The sequence below is a fragment of the Spirosoma sp. KNUC1025 genome (assembly GCF_045160025.1).
Taxonomy (GTDB): Bacteria; Bacteroidota; Bacteroidia; order Cytophagales; family Spirosomataceae; genus Spirosoma.
In genome coordinates this window covers 2,413,883-2,431,087 of sequence record NZ_CP087139.1, presented here as the reverse complement: position 1 = coordinate 2,431,087, position 17,205 = coordinate 2,413,883, and the positions used below count along the sequence as shown (strand labels likewise).

Sequence of the window (17,205 nt, the reverse complement as noted above, 5' to 3'; positions counted from 1 at the left end):
TGCCTGCTCGTTCTCAAAGCGACATTAATTCACCTGTTTATGCGCTCAACGTGTTTATTGATTTCATTCGCGTTACTGCTCCTGATTCAAACAGGCACTACGTATGCACAACCGACTAATGGGTATAAAGACTTTATCCTCTCGGGAAAGAACGTCATTTTACTAACTAAAACAGGTGAGTTGAAACGTATTGACGTAGCATCTGGCGAGCCCGGTTCATCCATTGATACCGATGTTCCCATTGTGGCGTTGAGTGCCGATCGTCAGGGGAATATTGTTGCAGGTGATACGAATCATCAAATCAAGTCATACGATACAAAGTTAAAAACCTGGCATCACCTGGCTCCTTATACCAATAAGCTGATCCATATTGTTTTTAACAGCCAGAATCAATGCTTTTTGATAACCAGTAAAGGTATTGTTGATGTAGCGAGTCAGGCTGTTTATTTCCCGGATTCGTCGCTATCCAGGAATAACCAGATACGTCTTAAAAACCGCTGGTTTGAGTCACCCGTGTGTTTTGTTGACCATCAGGATAAGCTCTGGCTTGGATTCAATTATGGCGAATGGGGGGGCGATGTTTTTGTTTTCGACACCCGAAAACGGGCCTTTGCTCCGCTGCAGACGGATAGTCTGAAGATGACAACGAATCCGGTCAATGGCTTTTGCGAAGATCAGCAAAGCGTTTACATGGCGGGGGGCGTATCGCACATGTTTCTGACTCACGGCAGTATTATCAGGTTTACCGATGGCGTTGCTACGTCTGTTTTACAATCCAAAGATCGGGAAACGGAGGTAGAGATGGTCTTCGACGATCCGAAAACGGGTACCAAACAGAAAAGGATCGGAAAGACCTGGCGCGGTGGTCATCAAATTGGCCCCATCGCCTATAACCCTGCCAATAAGCAGCTTTATTTTTATTCTCAGAATGGCTTTTTCAGCGGTAGCCCAAATGCTGATTTATCGGATATAAAGCAATGGGAAACTATCCTGAAACCAGCCCTCAGCCGGACCGGAGGAAGCCCTCATGCGGCTGGGCTATCGATAAACGTACGAAAGATGCTGTTTACGGCCAACGGTACGTTACTGTTCCTGTCGGAACGGGAAGGCATCGGTGTTTACGACGGGAAAAAGCTACGCTTCGTTCGCTGACTAAGATGGATCATTGTACTCGCCTTGACGCGCACTATCGCCAGTTAGTGGAGTAAGCAAACAAATCTCGTGGCTTTTAAGAATACGCTAACATTCGATACGTATGCCCGCCACCCGTCGTCAATTCCTGACATCGCTAACAGCCGCTACTGGAACTGCCTTTTTATCTGACATTGAGCCCGTTCAGGCTAATATCGTGGCTAAGGAATGGCCTATTTCGTGCAATGTCTATACCTGGAATACGTTTTATGGGCGGGAGAAAAAACAATGGATGGCCGATCCGGATACGTCACTGTCGGAGTACGTCAAAACGGGACTCACGGCTTATGAACCGTCGTTTACTAATGCCGATGAAGTCAAAAAGCTCGCTCCATATCTGGCTAAGTATAAATTGGCCATGCCGTCGCTCTACGTAAACAGTTCGCTTCACAAAGCCGACGAAGCGCAGAAATCCATCGAATCTGCAGTGACCATTGCCGACGCAGCAAAATCACTTGGAGCCCGGATTATTGTCACGAACCCCAACCCCATCAAGTGGGGGAGCGAGGACGACAAAACCGACGCCGACTTAATCGAGCAAGCCAAAAACCTTGACCGGCTGGGAGCCGCGTTACGTCAACGCGGCATTACGTTAGCCTACCATACACACGCCCCCGAACATCGGCAGGCAGCCCGCGAATTTCACCACATGCTCCTGGCCACCGATCCCAAAAACGTATCGCTTTGTCTGGATGCCCACTGGGTTTATCGTGGTTCCGGCAATTCGCAGGTGGCCTTGTTCGACGTAGTGAAATTATATGGCAAACGCATTGTGGAGGTCCACATCCGGCAATCCAGAAATGGTATCTGGCAGGAAACCTTTGGCGATGGCGACATTGACTATCGACGCCTGGCCACCGATTTAAAATCCCTGAACGTTCGCCCGTTGCTGGTTCTGGAGCAATGCCTGGAAAAGGGCTCTCCGAATACGATCGGCCCTGTTGAAGCCCATAAGCAGGATTTACAGTACACACGTGACGTTTTTGCGGGCTTGGTATAAGACCTGGCGATGAGGTAGCAGCAGTCGAATAGACATTGATTCAGACGGCTACCCCATTTATACACTTATAGAACAAAGCGGCCTAAGCGTGGTTAATGATGAACCAACTCCGGAAATCCGGCGCGTTGACTTATCATTAATTTTAAACTCGCGTTATAGTTATGCAACCCAACATTGGCCTCGAAAAAGATGTCCTCAAACAGGACAACGTATTACTAAACGACTTCCTGTCTGATCTACACGTGTTGTACATCAAAACCCGCAAATACCACTGGAACGTCGCAGGGCCGAATTTTATGGAGTACCATAAATTTTTCGAAAAGCAGTATAAGGCCATCGAAGCAGAAATTGATGAAGTGGCTGAACGCATACGTCAATTAGGCGGCACCCCATTGGCAACTATGGCTGAATTCATTCACAACACCAGTCTGAAAGAAGATTCAGGTAAGCCCAAAGACACGGCCGAGATGTTCAAAAATCTGCTGGCCGATCATGAACAGGTAGTTCGGGAGCTACGTGAGGATGTAGAAAAGTGTGATGACGAATTGAAAGATGCGGGTACAGCCGATTTTCTGACAGGCTTAATGGAAGCTCATGAAGCGATGGCCTGGATGTTGCGAAAATACCTGTCTTAACGGTGAAAAGGTTCGCTTTCCAGTAGACGTAGCAGGTCTGCAAAAGAGCGTATAAATTGACGTAGTAACACAGCCAGAATACCCTGAACTCAGATAAAGTTGGGGTATCCTGGCTGTGTTCGTTTAGCGGACATTGGTTGGGTTTGTACCCACAGCGCTGCTAACACATTGACTTGCGTCGGCCAGATACGTTTTATTAAGCAATTGAGGCTAATCTGGTGCCCGTTCGGAAAAGCACCATGCCGTCAGTGATCGAATCTTTCGACTAAAGTTATTATTATTTCTATTGGCTGTAAGCATTAATAGATATATAAAATACTATTCATATATAGACTTAAATTATAAAATTTCAACAGATAGAAAACAAATACATCCATTTAAATAAATGAAAACTTACGTACCTAATTAGCGCACGATTAGCCAATTTATCATAATTATCGATACATATTTGCTACTAAAACAATAATACGTATACTATTTTATATACTACAATTTTCAATATAATGCTCTATATATAAATTTTTTTAAAATATTATGTTACTTATCTAAATCCCCTTAGTCCCAAGAATAAATTAAAACATACTAGCTGGCCAGCTACCGGAACGAGTATGGTCTCTTATCAATGCTCTACACAAAATTGATAAGATGGCGATAGCTCGTGTACACATGTTTTGATTTAAATGTGTCACAAACACACGTACCAGCATGATCCATGCTGGATTTGCCCGTCGAGTTAGTGTGTGCGTGTATCCATCTTACCAGTAAAACCATTCTGTCGGCGGGTGTCAACTCCGTTTTCAGAAAGGCGACTCAACACTCAGGAAATCAACTCAACTCATACTAACCACCTAACTAATCTATCACCAAAGAGTATGCATCAATTATTTACCGCAACAAAACCAACGTATAAGAGTCTATATATCAGGCTATTTTACGTTATTCTGCTGACTTTACTGCTTGGAAACATTCCGTTTGCCAACGCCCAGAACGGGTACATTTACATACATAACAAAACTCTGAATGAAGAGTCCAGTGTGAATTTTCCGTTTACACTGACTGGTGGACCGACTACAGTTCCGGCCTTTACTTTAAACGATCAGCCTGACAACATAGCGCCTGTTGATTTAGGGGCCGATCGGGCCGGTGGGTTATGGGCAGCAGCGGATGGCAATGGATTATATTTTCGCCCGTCTAACAGCTCGACCTGGACCCAGAAGGTAAGCGGCACCGTGCAACGCGTTGATGGTGGGGCAGCGGGTACATGTTATTATATACTCGCCAATTCCGTTTATTATTTTAACGGTTCAAGTTCAACCCTGATTGGCAAGCCAGGGGGGCAAGATGCAGCCGATATTGCCAGCAATGGTACGTATACGGTCGTCACCACAACCAGCGGACTGCTGTATAGAGTCAATACGAGCACGTTTACAGCCGTAACCATGCCTACGGGTGTACGGGCAACGTACGTTGATGTAGACGTAGCGGGCAATGTGTATCTCCGGGAGAAATCAACCAGTACGAATGCAAACCGGATTTCAAAATTGACGTCAGCCGGTGCATTAACAGCTTATGCTTCCGGTGGTTTATTCAGCACCGGCGATCTGGCTGTATCGGATGACGCAAGTGTTCTTCTCCAGGAATCTCAGTTTGGCGGCTTTTTTACGGCTTATCGCTACAATAGCAGTAGCAACACATGGGTATTAGAACCCGAATCAAGAGGAATGAACGCTCTAACAGGAGGCCCCGGTGGGCAAATGTGGGGCGTTTTTGCGCTTAGTGGCAAACCCAATACTATTCTTACCCGTACGTATACGGGCACGGGCCCAAGTGGTGCCACATCCGCCTTCTGGATTGATGACGAACGTGTGGGCACAAATACGCCGGACAATTCGATACTGATCCCGGTGGCATCGGGAAACTACTCGCTGGCGGAGACCATTCCGACGGGCTGGGACGTAACCGGCATAACGATTTATGACCCGAGCGGCAATTCGACAGCCAACGTAGCTAACGGTACGGCCGTGATTAAGGTAGCAGCGGGAGAAGTCGTTCATGTCGTCATGGAGAATACGCTGTTTCAGGTCACCACAGTGGCTTCAAACTGCGGAGATACGTTTACCGAAACATTTGGTACGGGTGCAGTGGGCAGTGTTGGATCGCCCCTTACGGGTCTTACCTCCTATCACCAGGCCACATCCGTCCGGCAGGTTCAGGACGGCGAATACACCATCGTCAGCCGATCGCAGGATTCCGGTTACGGGACCATGTTCGATCATACAAGTGGCGATGGCACCGGCCGAATGCTAATGGTTAATGCCTCCTATGCCAAAGACATTTTTTATATCCGACAATTCACCGGCATGGTCATCGGGGCCAGTTATGACCTTAGCATCTGGGCCGGTAGCATAACGGGTGGTCTCGATCCCCATATCAGTATGGAGGTCTATAATGATGCTGACAATTCGTTGTTAGCCTCTACCACTACGGGCGATGTCACCACAGACAATACATGGCTCAACTTTCACCTGCCTTTTACACCAACCACTCCCAATATCTACATTGTTCTGCGCAATTTAAATATTGGGGGTGACGGCAACGATCTGGTGATTGATGACATTTCGTTTGGTCTGACCTGCGACCACGGCGATGCACCAGCCAGCTATGGTACGACCAATGCGAACCTAGGTGTCGGACATATTATTACGCCTACTCTGACCATTGGTACTACCGTTGATCAGGAACCAGATGGCATTTCAGGCACTACGGCCCTTGGCGATGACCAGAACGGCACTGACGATGAAGATGGCGTGGCTTCTTTTCCCGCCCTGAATGTCAGCACGACCAGTTATGATCTGACTGTAGCCGTAAACAATAAGCTTAGTAAGGAGGCCACCCTATCGGGCTGGATCGACTTCAACCGCAACGGTACGTTTGACGCAAACGAGCGGGCTCAGGTGGTGGTACCCAAAAATACGACAAGCGTAATTCTGCACTGGACAGGGCTCAGCGGGCTTTCAGCAGGCGTTACGTATGCCCGCCTTCGCATTGCCACGCTAGCGTCAGATGTAGATTTGCCGACAGGTGCAGCCGATGATGGGGAAGTCGAAGATTACACGCTGAACATAAGCCTGAATATAAGTGGTACGGTCTATAATGATGCCAATGGCCTGAGCGACAATACCGTATCCGGCACAGGCACCAATGCCGGTGGCCTGAATGCCATATTATTTGATAACACAACTGGTAAGGTAGCCGCTACTACACCTGTTGCTGCGAATGGCACCTATAGCTTTACGGCCACGGCCGGTGATGGTTATACGGTTTATGTCACCTCCAATACGGCAACTGTAGGCTCCACAACGATCCCAACGATTACTTTACCAACGGGCTGGGTCAATACGGGTGAGTACTCAGGTACCGGTGCCGGCAATGATGGCACGGTGAATGGTATACTGCCTCTGGGCACCGTAAACACATCTGTGTCTACGGCTAACTTTGGTATCGAACAACTGCCGACGCCGGGTAAGGGGGCTAATACAGTTGGTAACAATGGCGGTACAAGCCCAGTAACGGTTCCCGCGAATACGTTCACGAATACCACGCTCAGCAGCGATGTAAGTCCGGGTACGGTAACCAGCATTCGTATTACGGCTTTCCCAACCAACACGACCAGCTTGACCATCAACGGCACGATTTACACCTCGCTACCCACGGGCGGTATTACGGTGCCCACCGATGGCAGCGGCAATCCGACGGTAGCGATCGCGGTAGACCCCGCCAACGACAGCAATCCGGTGGTAATCACCTTTGTAGCCGTGGACAATGCCGGGAAAGAGTCGACCACAACCGGTACGGCCACCATCAATTTCTTACCGGCTATTACTGTCTCGGGTAAGGTATGGGATGATGCCGATGGCTCTCTGAGTCAAAACGGTTCGGAGACAGGCACTAACGCCGGGGGACCGCTCTACGTCAATCTGGTCAATGCCAGCAACACAGTAGTCGCTTCGGTGAGCGTAGCCGCTGATGGCAGCTACGCCTTAAGTGGGGTGCCCACTAACGTAACGGGTTATAAGCTCGTGCTGGCCAGCAGCGCCACGGCTACCACACCGGGGACGCTGCCTACCGGCTGGGTCAACACCGGTGAGAATGTCGGAGCCAGTAACACCGCTTCACAAGGCAGTACCTTGGGCCTGATTGAGTTGACCACGGGTACGTCCGCCATCACCAATCAGAATTTTGGTATTGAAAAACTACCTTCCGCAGGTAGCGGTAGCAACACAGTGGTCAACGCCGGGGGTACTTCGCCCGTAACAGTAGCGGCCAATACCTTTACCAATGGGGGCAGCAGTACCGATACCGCTCCGGGTAGTGTGACAGCCATTCGCGTGACCGCTTTCCCCAGTAACGCAACGAGTTTAACCATCAACGGCAGTGTCTATACCGCTTCCTCACCCGAGTTTAGCGGAGCAACACCAGCGGGCGTGGTCGTCCCCACCGATGGCAATGGCAACCCCACGGTAGCGATCGCCGTCGACCCCACCAACGACGCCAATCCGGTAAGCATCCCCTTCAAGGCTGTTGATAATGCCGGCCAGGAATCGACCAATACTGGTACAGCCGTAATTAGTTCAACGCTGGTATTCACCATCGCTGGCACCGTATTTGACGATGCCAATGGCCAAACGGATAACACCGTCAACGGAATCGCTGTCAATGGGCCTACCCTGCCGGTCTATGTAAGTCTGGTCAGCAGTGGTACTATCGTAGCCACTCTGCCCGTGACCGCTGCGGGTAGCTACACCTTCACCGGTGTGTCGGCTGGTACGTACTCGGTGGTACTGACAACTAATCCATCAGGTAGCACGACGCCTGACTTGCCGATCAACTGGCTCAACACGGCGGAGAACCTGGGCACAGGCAGCGGCAGCGATGGTACAGCCGACGGTGTCCTGACCCTAACAGTAGCTGCCAGTTCAATTACCGATGCCAATTTTGGGATCGAGCAATTACCAACAGCGACGTCAACTACGCTGGCTTCCCAGCCTAATCCAGGCGGTACGTTGCCCATCGTGGTCCCACCGGCTTCCTTCACCGGCACCGACCCCGACGGCACCGTAGCGAGTGTAATCTACACGGGCTTCCCTACAGAGGTGACCAGTATGACCATTAACGGCACGGCCTACACGGCGGCTAGTTTCCCCCAGCGGGCGTAACAGCAACAGTGGGCAGCCCCGTCAGTGTCGACCCAACCGATGCGGTCACCTCCGTGGTGATCCCCTTCCAGGTCGTTGATAATGCGGGCAAAACCAGCCCAAATACCGCCACGGTGACTCTTCCTCTATCGACGCCGTTAACCCTGAGCGGTACGGTCTTCAACGATGCGGATGGGGGCACCATTGATGGCACGGCTACCAACGTAATAGCTGGCAATACGTTCTACGTCAGTATCATGGACCCCACCACGGGCAATGTGATCTCGACCACAGCGGTAGCCAGTGATGGTACATACAGTTTACCGGTTAACCCGAATACAAGCTATCAGGTGGTATTGAGTACAGCGCCCCAAACGGTCGGCTCACCCGTTTCGGCGACGCTGCTGACGGGAGCCGCCCACACGGCTGAGGGAACAGCGCCCACGGGGGATGGTACGCCAGACGGTCAGACAGGCGTAAGCGTAGTGACCACGTCGGTAACGGGAGTCAATTTTGGCATCGATCCGCTGCCCACCCCAGGGAGTGGTTCGGCCACAGTGGCTAATGCCAGTGTAGTTTCTGCCGTCACTGTACCACCAACGGCCTTTACCAGCACGAGCCCAAGTACGGACACGGCCCCAGGGAGCGTAACGGCTATTCATGTGACGAGCTTTCCCACGAACGTTACGAGCCTGACTATCAATGGGACTGTCTATACCTCTCTGCCAGTGGGCGGTATCGTTGTGCCCACTAACAGCAGTGGAGCGCCAACGGTACCGATTCTGATGGACCCCACCAACGATGCCAACCCAGTGGTGTTTACCTTCACTGCCATCGACAATGCGGGGAAAGAGTCCACCACAACGGGAACAGCTACATTAAATTTCACGGGTGTGCCTGACCTGACGCCCATCATCTATGCCCGTCCATCGACCACCTACAACACCACTACCATTTCAGTAGTAGTTGATGTCTTCGAGCTAAAGAACGTATCGACCTCAGGATTGATTACTGTCAAAGTCAATAAAGATCCTAAGATCAGCCTAAGCTTCACGGGCTCGGCTACGTCAGTCGGTGGTCGATCCGTAAGCAACAGTGCATGGAGTTTTGACGGGACCTTAGATGATGATTATTACGTATTGACCACTACGCAGGTCATCGCAGGGGGCAACGTGCTCTCCTTTGGGCTGAATGGTACGCTGACACCGGGAGCTACGTCGGGCACGCTCACCTTGACGACGGTAATTGACGGAGGCAGTGGTGGTGAGATGAAGATCAATAACAACACCGATGCCGATAAAATTGACTTCTTCCAGCAATAGGTGATACGTAACGAGCCCGAATGCTGAGTTATAAAAGATGAATTAAAGGCGGTATAGCGTTTCAGCGACGCTGTTATTGCTTACATTCATCATTTATAATTCAGCATTCATCATTTTAACTCGTGCCCAAATCCCTTTCGCTTCGTTCTGGTCTTGGTAGTGTATTATTCTGGTCCGTCATATCGGCTGCATTTATTGGTCCGGGTTCCGTTACAGCCTGTGCCATAGCCGGATCAAAATTCGGATTGCAACTCCTCTGGGTACTTACGTTTGCTACGTTAGGCACTGTCTGGTTGCAGGAAGCAGCTGCCCGTATTACCATCGCTACCGGCCGCGATCTTGGTCAGGTCATTACCCATACCTATACCGGAGCCAAAGGACGCTGGGTCGCCTGGACCTTATTTCTGGCTATCTTCCTGGGGTGCGCGGCTTATCAGGCGGGTAATATTCTGGGGGCCGTATCGGGTCTTGCACTCCTGACCCGATTGCCTGTACCAACGCTGACTGTTGGGGTTGGGCTCGTGTGTATTGTCCTGCTATGGATTGGCTCGACTCAAAACCTGGCCAACTTTTTGGGCATTAGTGTTTTTGCCATGGGCGGGGCGTTTGTATACGTAGCGTTTGGTGCTCCCGTTACACCTGTTGAATTAACAAAAGCGCTGATCGTACCTACTATTCCATCCGGCTCACTGTTGCTTGTCAACAGCCTGATTGGTACAACGATCGTCCCCTATAATCTGTTTTTCGGATCGAGTATTGTGCCCGCCGGGGATTCGGCTGGGCAATCACTTAGTGAAATGCGGCTGGGCATTTGGGTGGCGGTCGTACTTGGCGGGATTATTTCGGTTGTATTGCTGCTGGCGGGGCTGCTTATTCCTGAAGATTTTTCCTACCCACACATGGCTCAGGTTTTAACGGACCGCCTGGGCACCTGGGCAGGTTCGCTGTTTGCCTTCGGCCTCTTTGCCGCCGGATTTGCCTCTTCGCTTACGGCTCCACTGGCAGCTGCCGTCACGGCGGGAAGTTTGTTGGGCGTTCGTAAAAATTCCCCGACTTATCGTGCTATCTGGCTCGTGGTTATGGCTACTGGCCTGACCTTCGGCCTGTTGAACGTAACGCCAATTCCGGTCATTGTCGCCGTTCAGGCTATAAATGGCATTCTACTACCCTTCGTTACAGTATTTTTATTTCTTGCCGTCAATAACCGGGCGCTTCTGGGCGATACGTATCGTAACTCGCTGGGGCAGAACGTAGCCATGGGGTTTGTTGTTATCGTAACCGCCGTTCTAGGGCTTTGGAATGTCTGGCTGGCGTTCCAATAACGCCAGGAGCGGGGAACATCGAGCAGGACTTTTACAATCCCTGCCCCATACGCCCCGCTCCATGCTCCTGGCACCTTGCTCCTCGCCTATTTCTTCTTACGTAGCTGTTTATTCTGCTGTTCCAATCGCTCAATACGTTTCTGCTGAGCAATCAGGTGAAGCGTTAATTCTTCGTTCTTTTTCACCAGCGTAGCCAGCAACGTTGTCAGTTCGACACCCTGCTTTACCATTTCGTCGGCGCTCGGAATACCTGGTAAATGCTTATGCTCCTGAACGTATTGTTCTACCTCGGCCAAGGGCTGCAACCGATAGGCAGGCGCAAATACGTAATCGGCCCATTGATTTTTCGACACAGGCTGCACCTGCATGGCCATTGTTGATAGCCGTCCGGCAAGCATTACGTCACCTTTGTCGTTCACCGTCAGAAATTTACTGGTCGTCGCTTCTGATGCCGGTGAACTCGCCGTCATGTTAGTGAGCCGTAGCCCGCTGCGACCATCTGTACCGGCCGTCAGTTCCAGCCGATTCTGAGGTGTTGAGGTACCGATTCCAACGTTGACATTGTTTCCCAACACCAGGGCGTTGCTGCTCATCACACGGGCATTGGCTCCAATGGCTGTTGCGTTCGACAAGCCAGCACCAACACCGACAGCGTTCGCCCCCAACAGCGTATTGCTGCTGCCGTCGGTACCATCGAATCCGGCATTTGGGCCAATGATAAGATTCTGATTACCGCGCAAATTACGTTGTCCGGCATTGTAGCCAATAAATACGTTGTCGCTCCCATCCGTGTTAAGCTTACCCGCTTCAAACCCAACGAATGTGTTATGACTGCCCACCGTATTGGGAGAACCCGCTTTATAGCCGAAATACGTGTTGTAGGAGCCAGTCGTATTGCCTTGTCCAGCCTGACTGCCCATAAACGTATTGAACGTACCACCCATAACGGCACTCGTACTCTGGCCAATAAAGAGGTTCGTTGTGCCGTTCACCGACTGAAAGCTAACGACTTGATTATCAGGTGTTACAATCTGACTTTGTGCAAAACTCCTTACAAATAGGCCCAATGTCAGAATGGCCACATTGATCGTAAAAAATTTCATATTCGAGATGGATATGGAGATGACGAGTAAATATAGGATTTTTTGTTACCGCGTTGATACGTAAAGTACCAGAATAATGCACATTCAGACTGATAGGGTCGTATTTTGGCGGTGAGGTCAACAACACCAATTCATTAAGGCGTTACTATTCTGCTCTAACTCCTCCGGCAACATTTTAACCCGCTTTTACGCTTCGTCAACAGACCTCATCGCTCACAAAAAAGTAAACTCAATAGTAAGCGGCACTGAAGAAAGTGCAATGTCCCGAAGCGGAGAAGAAATAAAAACTACAGTCAATTTATTCTCCGGCTAAGTCCAGTCTATATTACTGAATTTTATTGCTGTTAATGAACAATAACACACCTGGCACAAAGCCGCATTATCAACTATTAGATGGCCTTCGGGGAGTAGCCGCTATTATCGTGGTCTTCTTTCACATAACCGAGCCGCTTGCCAGCAGCCACCTTGACAATATTGTAAACCATGGGTACCTGGCCGTTGATTTTTCTTTCTTCTGTCCGGCTTTGTCATTGGGTATGCCTACGACGACCGATGGGACAAATTAACCATCGGCGGCTTTCTTCGGCGCCGGTTCGAGCGACTGCAACCGCTCGTTGTCCTGGGCATGACGCTCGGCGCTATAGGTTTTTACTTTACCGACTCAACGATATGGCCCCTTATTCATACTGTTCCTGTCTGGAAGCCGATCGTCGTTATGCTGATCGGCTATACGCTTCTACCCGTACCCCTTTCTATGGACATCCGAGGCTGGCAGGAAATGCATCCGCTCAATAGCGTTTGCTGGTCCTTGTTTTTCGAGTATATCGTAAATATTCTTTACGCGCTGGGTCTACGGAAATTATCGAATAAAACCCTGGCTTGTTTTGTCGTACTAGCCGGTGCCGTGCTTTTGCAGTTTGCGGTTACTAACCCAAACGGAGACGTTACCGGCGGCTGGACGCTCAATGCTGAACACATGCGCATTGGACTAATACGTGCCTTATTTCCGTTTTTCGCCGGTTTGCTATTACTGCGGGTATCGCGGCCTGCCTCTATCAAACATGCGTTCTTATGGAGTAGCCTGCTGGTTGCCGTTGTTTTGCTGATGCCAAGAATAGGCGGTGCAGACCATCGTTGGATGAATGGTTTATACGAAGCGTTTTGCATCATTATAGTCTTTCCACTCATTGTCTATGTCGGTGCCAGTGGTATGATACGTAGTCAGACGGAAGCTAAAAATTGTCAATTCCTCGGCAATCTTTCGTATCCGTTATACATGACGCATTATGTGCTGGTCTATTTTTACGTAGCCTGGATAAGCAATCACCGCGGCATTACGTTATGGCAGGCCTGGCCCTATGCCCTGCTCACCTTTTCAGGCGCTATCGTGTTGGCCTATACCAGTTTAACACTGTATGATGAACCCGTGAAAGCCTGGTTGCGAAAAAAGCTGAAATAGCGCAGGAGCGGGGTAATACACAGTCTAGGAAACTCGAAATAAGCAGTCGTCCAAACTGATTTTGCTCAGCGACTCAATCGAATAAAGTGTCGGCCGAAACGACAAATTGGCTCGTGTTGATAAAATCAACTAACTTTTAAAGAGGGCTGCGCTTTGGTGGAACAATAGTTTCGGCTTGAGCGTCTCTATACTAGCCACCCTCTGTTTGAGCGTATGACTCGCCGACAACATTTTATTATTATCCTGATTTTAGGGACGCTCTCTACCATCAGCCCGTTTTCTATCGACATGTATTTGCCGGGCTTTCCAGCTATTGCTAAAGACCTGCACACGTCTATCGCTCAAGTTCAGTTATCCCTGACGGCTTACCTGATTGGTATTTCGGCGGGGCAATTGCTGTACGGCCCGCTGCTGGATCGATTTGGGCGAAAATGGCCGCTCTACGCAGGTCTCACGGTGTACATACTGGCTTCAGTGGGGTGCGCCCTGAGTACGTCGATTGAAACGTTGATTGCCATGCGTCTTTTGCAGGCGCTGGGGGGCTGTGTGGGCCTGGTAGCGGCTCAGGCGCTCGTTCGCGATCTGTTTCCGGTCAATCAGATCGCCCAGGTTTTTTCGCTGCTCACGCTGGTGATTGCGGTTTCGCCCATGATTGCGCCTACGGTGGGTGGGTACGCTTCGGTTGCTTTTGGCTGGCATTCCATCTTTATTATTCTGGCGGCCATAACTGTCCTGATTCTGATCAGCATCTATTTTGTGTTGCCTGATGGCAAAAAGCCCGATACGTCGCTGTCTCTGAAGCCGCAAGCCGTCCTGAGCAGTTTTTTTACCGTATTGAAACAGCCTCAATTCTTTACCTACGCGCTGGTTGGCGGTATTGCTACGTCGGCTCCGTTCGCTTATCTGGCTGGCTCGTCGGATGTGTTCATGAACATTTACCACGTCAATGAGCAGGAATATGGGTGGATTTTCGCCTTTCTGTCGATTGCCATTATCGCTCCGCCCCAACTGAATCGATTTCTGCTACGACGGTTTACCAGCGAACAACTTATTCTAACCACGTTGACATACCAGTCGATCATCGGATTACTTATGGTATTGGGAACCTGGGCAGACTGGTATGGACAGTACGGCTTGATTATGATGCTGTTTTTCTTCCTAGGTGGTCAGGGTATAACCGGCCCCAATGCAACGGCTCTTTCACTGGCTCCGTTTTCGCGCCATGCCGGCAGCGCGGCCGCTCTGATGGGAAGTTTCCGTATGGGTTTTGGTGCACTGGTGTCGGCTTCGGTCAGCTATTTTCATAACAATACCGCTATGCCAATGGTGGGAGTTATGACTGTCTGTGTTGTAATTGGTCTGCTGTTGCTTCTGGCCGGCCAACGAGCGGTACGCTATCTGGCCTCTAAACATGATGTGAATGAGCCAATGGCTGAAGTTCTGTTATAATACGTAGCCTGTTTTTTGCCGGATACGTAATTTCAGGACCGATAACGGGATGCGAATCGCCCCTTCTGCTATTATAACCTATCTACCATGCTGCACATTTTATACATTATAGCCATAACAGCCGAGGCCATGACAGCGGCTCTATCGGCTGGTCGCCGGGATATGGACTGGGTAGGCGTATGTATAATTGCCTGGATAACAGCTCTGGGTGGAGGCACATTACGTAACATTCTGTTCAACCATTACCCCATGGCCTGGGTTGAGCATCCTGAATATTTACTGATAACAGCCGGCGCTGCGTTATTCACGCCATTGATCGCTTCCTTTATGGGTCGTCTGAGAAAGCTTTTTCTATACCTGGATGCCCTGGGTCTGGTGGTGTTCACCATTATCGGCTGCCAGATTGCCGAAGAAATTAAGCTTCCGGTGATCATTATCCTATTCAGTGGGGTGCTGACGGGATGCGCAGGTGGGGTACTACGGGACGTGTTGTGTAACGAAATTCCTTTACTTTTCCAGAAGGAAATTTACGCCAGTGCGTCACTGATAACGGGTGGTGTCTACGTAGCGGTCGACCATTGGTACAGCAGTCCAACCATAGCCATGTTAGCAGCGGCTACAGTTGGACTGACAATACGCTTGTTATCCATTCGCTTCGACTGGCATATGCCGAAATTTACCTACCGCGACAAATGGGAGCACTAACTACAGACTGTCGCCCTCTTCTGCGCCGTATTTCTCTTTCCGGATAGCCATCCATTCCCGCACGGTGCCGCCCTTACTAAAATGGTCGTCTTCATCCTGAATCTCCTGATCCCAGCTGAAGTCAGTCGTAAACTTGCCCTGAGCAGTCAGATCAATCTGCAACAGATTGGCAGGCGGTAGACCTTCATTTTTTCGGTATAGGTACAATTCCTGAACCGCTTCGATCACCTCCACCGGAAAATCCGCGATGAGGGGTTCGGCCTCCCCATCCGGAGTCAGGTACGTACCGTCGAACTCAATGTCCTGCCCATCCGACAGAATCTGAACGTTTAGCCGGGCTATCGTCCATTCGTCGGGAATTACCGAACTGATCGCATCAGTCAGTACGTCATAAATTTCGTTTGTTGTCATACGTAGTGGCTAAGTTACGACAATGGCTAGTTTTTTACCTGAACGGGCAAGTCTTCCAGTTGTGCGTAGCTTAGTTTCCAGGTATTATCGGCACCTTTTTTCCAGAGGAGAATGTAGTTGCCTTCACCAAATGCGTGGGGATCGCTGGGGTTCAGTGGCAGTACGTCTACCGAAAATGTGCCTGCTTCATAGGCAGTCTGGTTATCGACAGCCGAACTTACTACGTTCGTTTTCAGGTCTGTCAACGTAGGCAACGTTTCGCGCACCCATTTATCAGCCACTTCCGCTTTTCCTTTGAAGTGCGTATTGCCTTGCAGGAAATGCACATCATCAGCCAGAAAGGAAATGATTTTGCTTGAATCTTTATTGTTCCAGGCGCTGATGAATTGCTGATCCAGATCCTGAATATTTACCGTGTCGCCCGACCTGGAACAGGATGTCAGAAAAATAAAGGCCATTAAAAAGCCAAATGACGTTTTCATACTCGTTGATGTTTAGGTGAATGATGACACAGTACGTTGCTTCTGGATGACAACGGAAGCAACGTACTGGCTAATTAACTTACCAGCTTTTCCGCCGGTATTCCGATGTTGGGTATGGCGAAGACGGGTCACCATAGGTATCGTTTACCAGGAATCCCGACTTCAATACGTACGAAACCGGCTGTTGGCTGGCACTTACCAGGCTGGCAACCTGCGTTTCGGGAAGAGTAGCCGCTAGGGTTGGTTTGGCAATTTCCTCTCTGGTAGCCGGGGCGGTTTTTTGGGCCACGGCCTTCGCCTGTTCGGCCTGATTGGCGGCAGCGCGGTCGGCGGCAGCTTTTTCGGCGGCAGCCCGTTCGGCAGCGGCTACGCGAGCGGCTTCCTGTCTGGCCGCTTCGGCTTTGTTCTTGTTGTCTTTGTGCTTACCAATAGCGTACCCGGCAGCTCCCCCGACAACGCCACCAATTACACCCCCTACCACCCGGTTGCGTTTATTGATGATCGCCCCGGCGGCAGCACCGGCACCCGCGCCGATGGCCGTTCCTTTTGCCTGCGGGCTCCAGCGTCGTTTGGCACTCTTGCCAATAGCATAGCCCGCTGTGCCGCCCAGTACGCCCCCGGCCACTCCGCCCACAACGCGGTTTTGTTTATTGATGATGGCCCCAATAGCGGCTCCGGTTCCTGCCCCGATGGCAGCCCCTTTTGTACCCGATCCCCATCCTTTTACAGTCTGAGCATCGACGGACTGAGTAAGTGTACTGATGGTCAATCCTATTATCGTAGCAATCTGATAGGTCGTTTTCATGATTTCATTTGTTTAAAACGGTACGATGGCTTTACAAATGACAACTAACGCGTTCCATTACGTAATTGTTTGTTCTAAGATCAGAACTTGAGCCGATGGTTTAATGAGAGTTGGCTGTTTGAGAAA

General features: G+C 50.2%; 14 protein-coding genes. 10 read left to right on the top strand and 4 right to left on the bottom strand.

The annotated features are described in order from the left end of the window. Positions 1-39 precede the first annotated feature (39 nt). From LN737_RS10540 to LN737_RS10515, 6 genes are all read left to right on the top strand, one after another. Positions 40-1,152, top strand: a complete 1,113-nt coding sequence (locus tag LN737_RS10540; RefSeq protein ID WP_405518624.1) for a hypothetical protein — start codon at positions 40-42, stop codon at positions 1,150-1,152. A gap of 103 nt (positions 1,153-1,255) precedes the next feature. Then, positions 1,256-2,191, top strand: a complete 936-nt coding sequence (locus LN737_RS10535; protein WP_405518623.1) for a sugar phosphate isomerase/epimerase — start codon at positions 1,256-1,258, stop codon at positions 2,189-2,191. Positions 2,192-2,352: 161 nt separating this feature from the next. Beyond that, positions 2,353-2,826 carry a Dps family protein gene (locus tag LN737_RS10530; protein WP_405518621.1) on the top strand — a complete coding sequence of 158 codons (474 nt, stop codon included), beginning with the start codon at positions 2,353-2,355 and terminating at the stop codon, positions 2,824-2,826. 872 nt (positions 2,827-3,698) lie between these two features. Then, entirely contained in the window at positions 3,699-8,042 is a 4,344-nt protein-coding gene (locus tag LN737_RS10525; protein WP_405518619.1) for a beta strand repeat-containing protein, read from the top strand. 8 nt (positions 8,043-8,050) lie between these two features. Beyond that, a complete protein-coding gene (locus LN737_RS10520; protein WP_405518617.1) occupies positions 8,051-9,343 on the top strand; it encodes a hypothetical protein in 1,293 nt (430 codons plus the stop codon). Positions 9,344-9,465: 122 nt separating this feature from the next. After that, positions 9,466-10,665, top strand: a complete 1,200-nt coding sequence (locus LN737_RS10515; RefSeq protein WP_405518615.1) for an Nramp family divalent metal transporter — start codon at positions 9,466-9,468, stop codon at positions 10,663-10,665. 86 nt (positions 10,666-10,751) lie between these two features. On the opposite strand, the gene LN737_RS10510 is transcribed toward LN737_RS10515, so the two are convergent. Continuing rightward, positions 10,752-11,768: a hypothetical protein gene (locus tag LN737_RS10510; protein ID WP_405518613.1), complete on the bottom strand. Its 1,017-nt coding sequence runs from the start codon at positions 11,766-11,768 to the stop codon at positions 10,752-10,754. 347 nt (positions 11,769-12,115) lie between these two features. Between LN737_RS10510 and LN737_RS10505 the strand changes: the two genes are divergently transcribed. From LN737_RS10505 to LN737_RS10490, 4 genes are all read left to right on the top strand, one after another. Beyond that, positions 12,116-12,334: an acyltransferase gene (locus tag LN737_RS10505; RefSeq protein WP_405518611.1), complete on the top strand. Its 219-nt coding sequence runs from the start codon at positions 12,116-12,118 to the stop codon at positions 12,332-12,334. Beyond that, a complete protein-coding gene (locus tag LN737_RS10500; RefSeq protein WP_405520367.1) occupies positions 12,283-13,227 on the top strand; it encodes an acyltransferase family protein in 945 nt (314 codons plus the stop codon). The genes LN737_RS10505 and LN737_RS10500 overlap by 52 nt, the downstream gene beginning before the upstream one ends. Positions 13,228-13,440: 213 nt before the next feature. Beyond that, entirely contained in the window at positions 13,441-14,676 is a 1,236-nt protein-coding gene (locus tag LN737_RS10495) for a Bcr/CflA family multidrug efflux MFS transporter (protein ID WP_405518609.1), read from the top strand. Between the two features lie 87 nt (positions 14,677-14,763). Next, positions 14,764-15,381, top strand: coding sequence for a trimeric intracellular cation channel family protein (locus LN737_RS10490; protein WP_405518607.1), 618 nt, complete (start codon positions 14,764-14,766; stop codon positions 15,379-15,381). Here the strand turns inward: LN737_RS10490 and LN737_RS10485 are convergent, their stop codons facing one another. The 3 genes from LN737_RS10485 to LN737_RS10475 form a co-directional block, all read right to left on the bottom strand. Next, the gene (locus tag LN737_RS10485) at positions 15,382-15,792 is read right to left on the bottom strand and encodes a hypothetical protein (protein ID WP_405518605.1); all 411 of its coding nucleotides are present in this window, start codon (positions 15,790-15,792) and stop codon (positions 15,382-15,384) included. A gap of 26 nt (positions 15,793-15,818) precedes the next feature. Beyond that, positions 15,819-16,274 (bottom strand): YybH family protein, encoded by a 456-nt coding sequence (locus LN737_RS10480; protein ID WP_405518603.1) that lies wholly within the window; start codon positions 16,272-16,274, stop codon positions 15,819-15,821. Positions 16,275-16,353: 79 nt separating this feature from the next. Beyond that, positions 16,354-17,079 (bottom strand): YMGG-like glycine zipper-containing protein, encoded by a 726-nt coding sequence (locus LN737_RS10475; RefSeq protein WP_405518601.1) that lies wholly within the window; start codon positions 17,077-17,079, stop codon positions 16,354-16,356. Positions 17,080-17,205 lie beyond the last annotated feature (126 nt).

Coding starts and splice junctions, on each gene's coding strand:
- LN737_RS10485 (WP_405518605.1), bottom strand. CDS start 15,792: ATGACAACAAACGAAATTTATGACGTACTGACTGATGCGATCAGTTCG.
- LN737_RS10525 (WP_405518619.1), top strand. CDS start 3,699: ATGCATCAATTATTTACCGCAACAAAACCAACGTATAAGAGTCTATAT.
- LN737_RS10530 (WP_405518621.1), top strand. CDS start 2,353: ATGCAACCCAACATTGGCCTCGAAAAAGATGTCCTCAAACAGGACAAC.
- LN737_RS10495 (WP_405518609.1), top strand. CDS start 13,441: ATGACTCGCCGACAACATTTTATTATTATCCTGATTTTAGGGACGCTC.
- LN737_RS10510 (WP_405518613.1), bottom strand. CDS start 11,768: ATGAAATTTTTTACGATCAATGTGGCCATTCTGACATTGGGCCTATTT.
- LN737_RS10540 (WP_405518624.1), top strand. CDS start 40: ATGCGCTCAACGTGTTTATTGATTTCATTCGCGTTACTGCTCCTGATT.
- LN737_RS10490 (WP_405518607.1), top strand. CDS start 14,764: ATGCTGCACATTTTATACATTATAGCCATAACAGCCGAGGCCATGACA.
- LN737_RS10535 (WP_405518623.1), top strand. CDS start 1,256: ATGCCCGCCACCCGTCGTCAATTCCTGACATCGCTAACAGCCGCTACT.
- LN737_RS10505 (WP_405518611.1), top strand. CDS start 12,116: ATGAACAATAACACACCTGGCACAAAGCCGCATTATCAACTATTAGAT.
- LN737_RS10480 (WP_405518603.1), bottom strand. CDS start 16,274: ATGAAAACGTCATTTGGCTTTTTAATGGCCTTTATTTTTCTGACATCC.
- LN737_RS10475 (WP_405518601.1), bottom strand. CDS start 17,079: ATGAAAACGACCTATCAGATTGCTACGATAATAGGATTGACCATCAGT.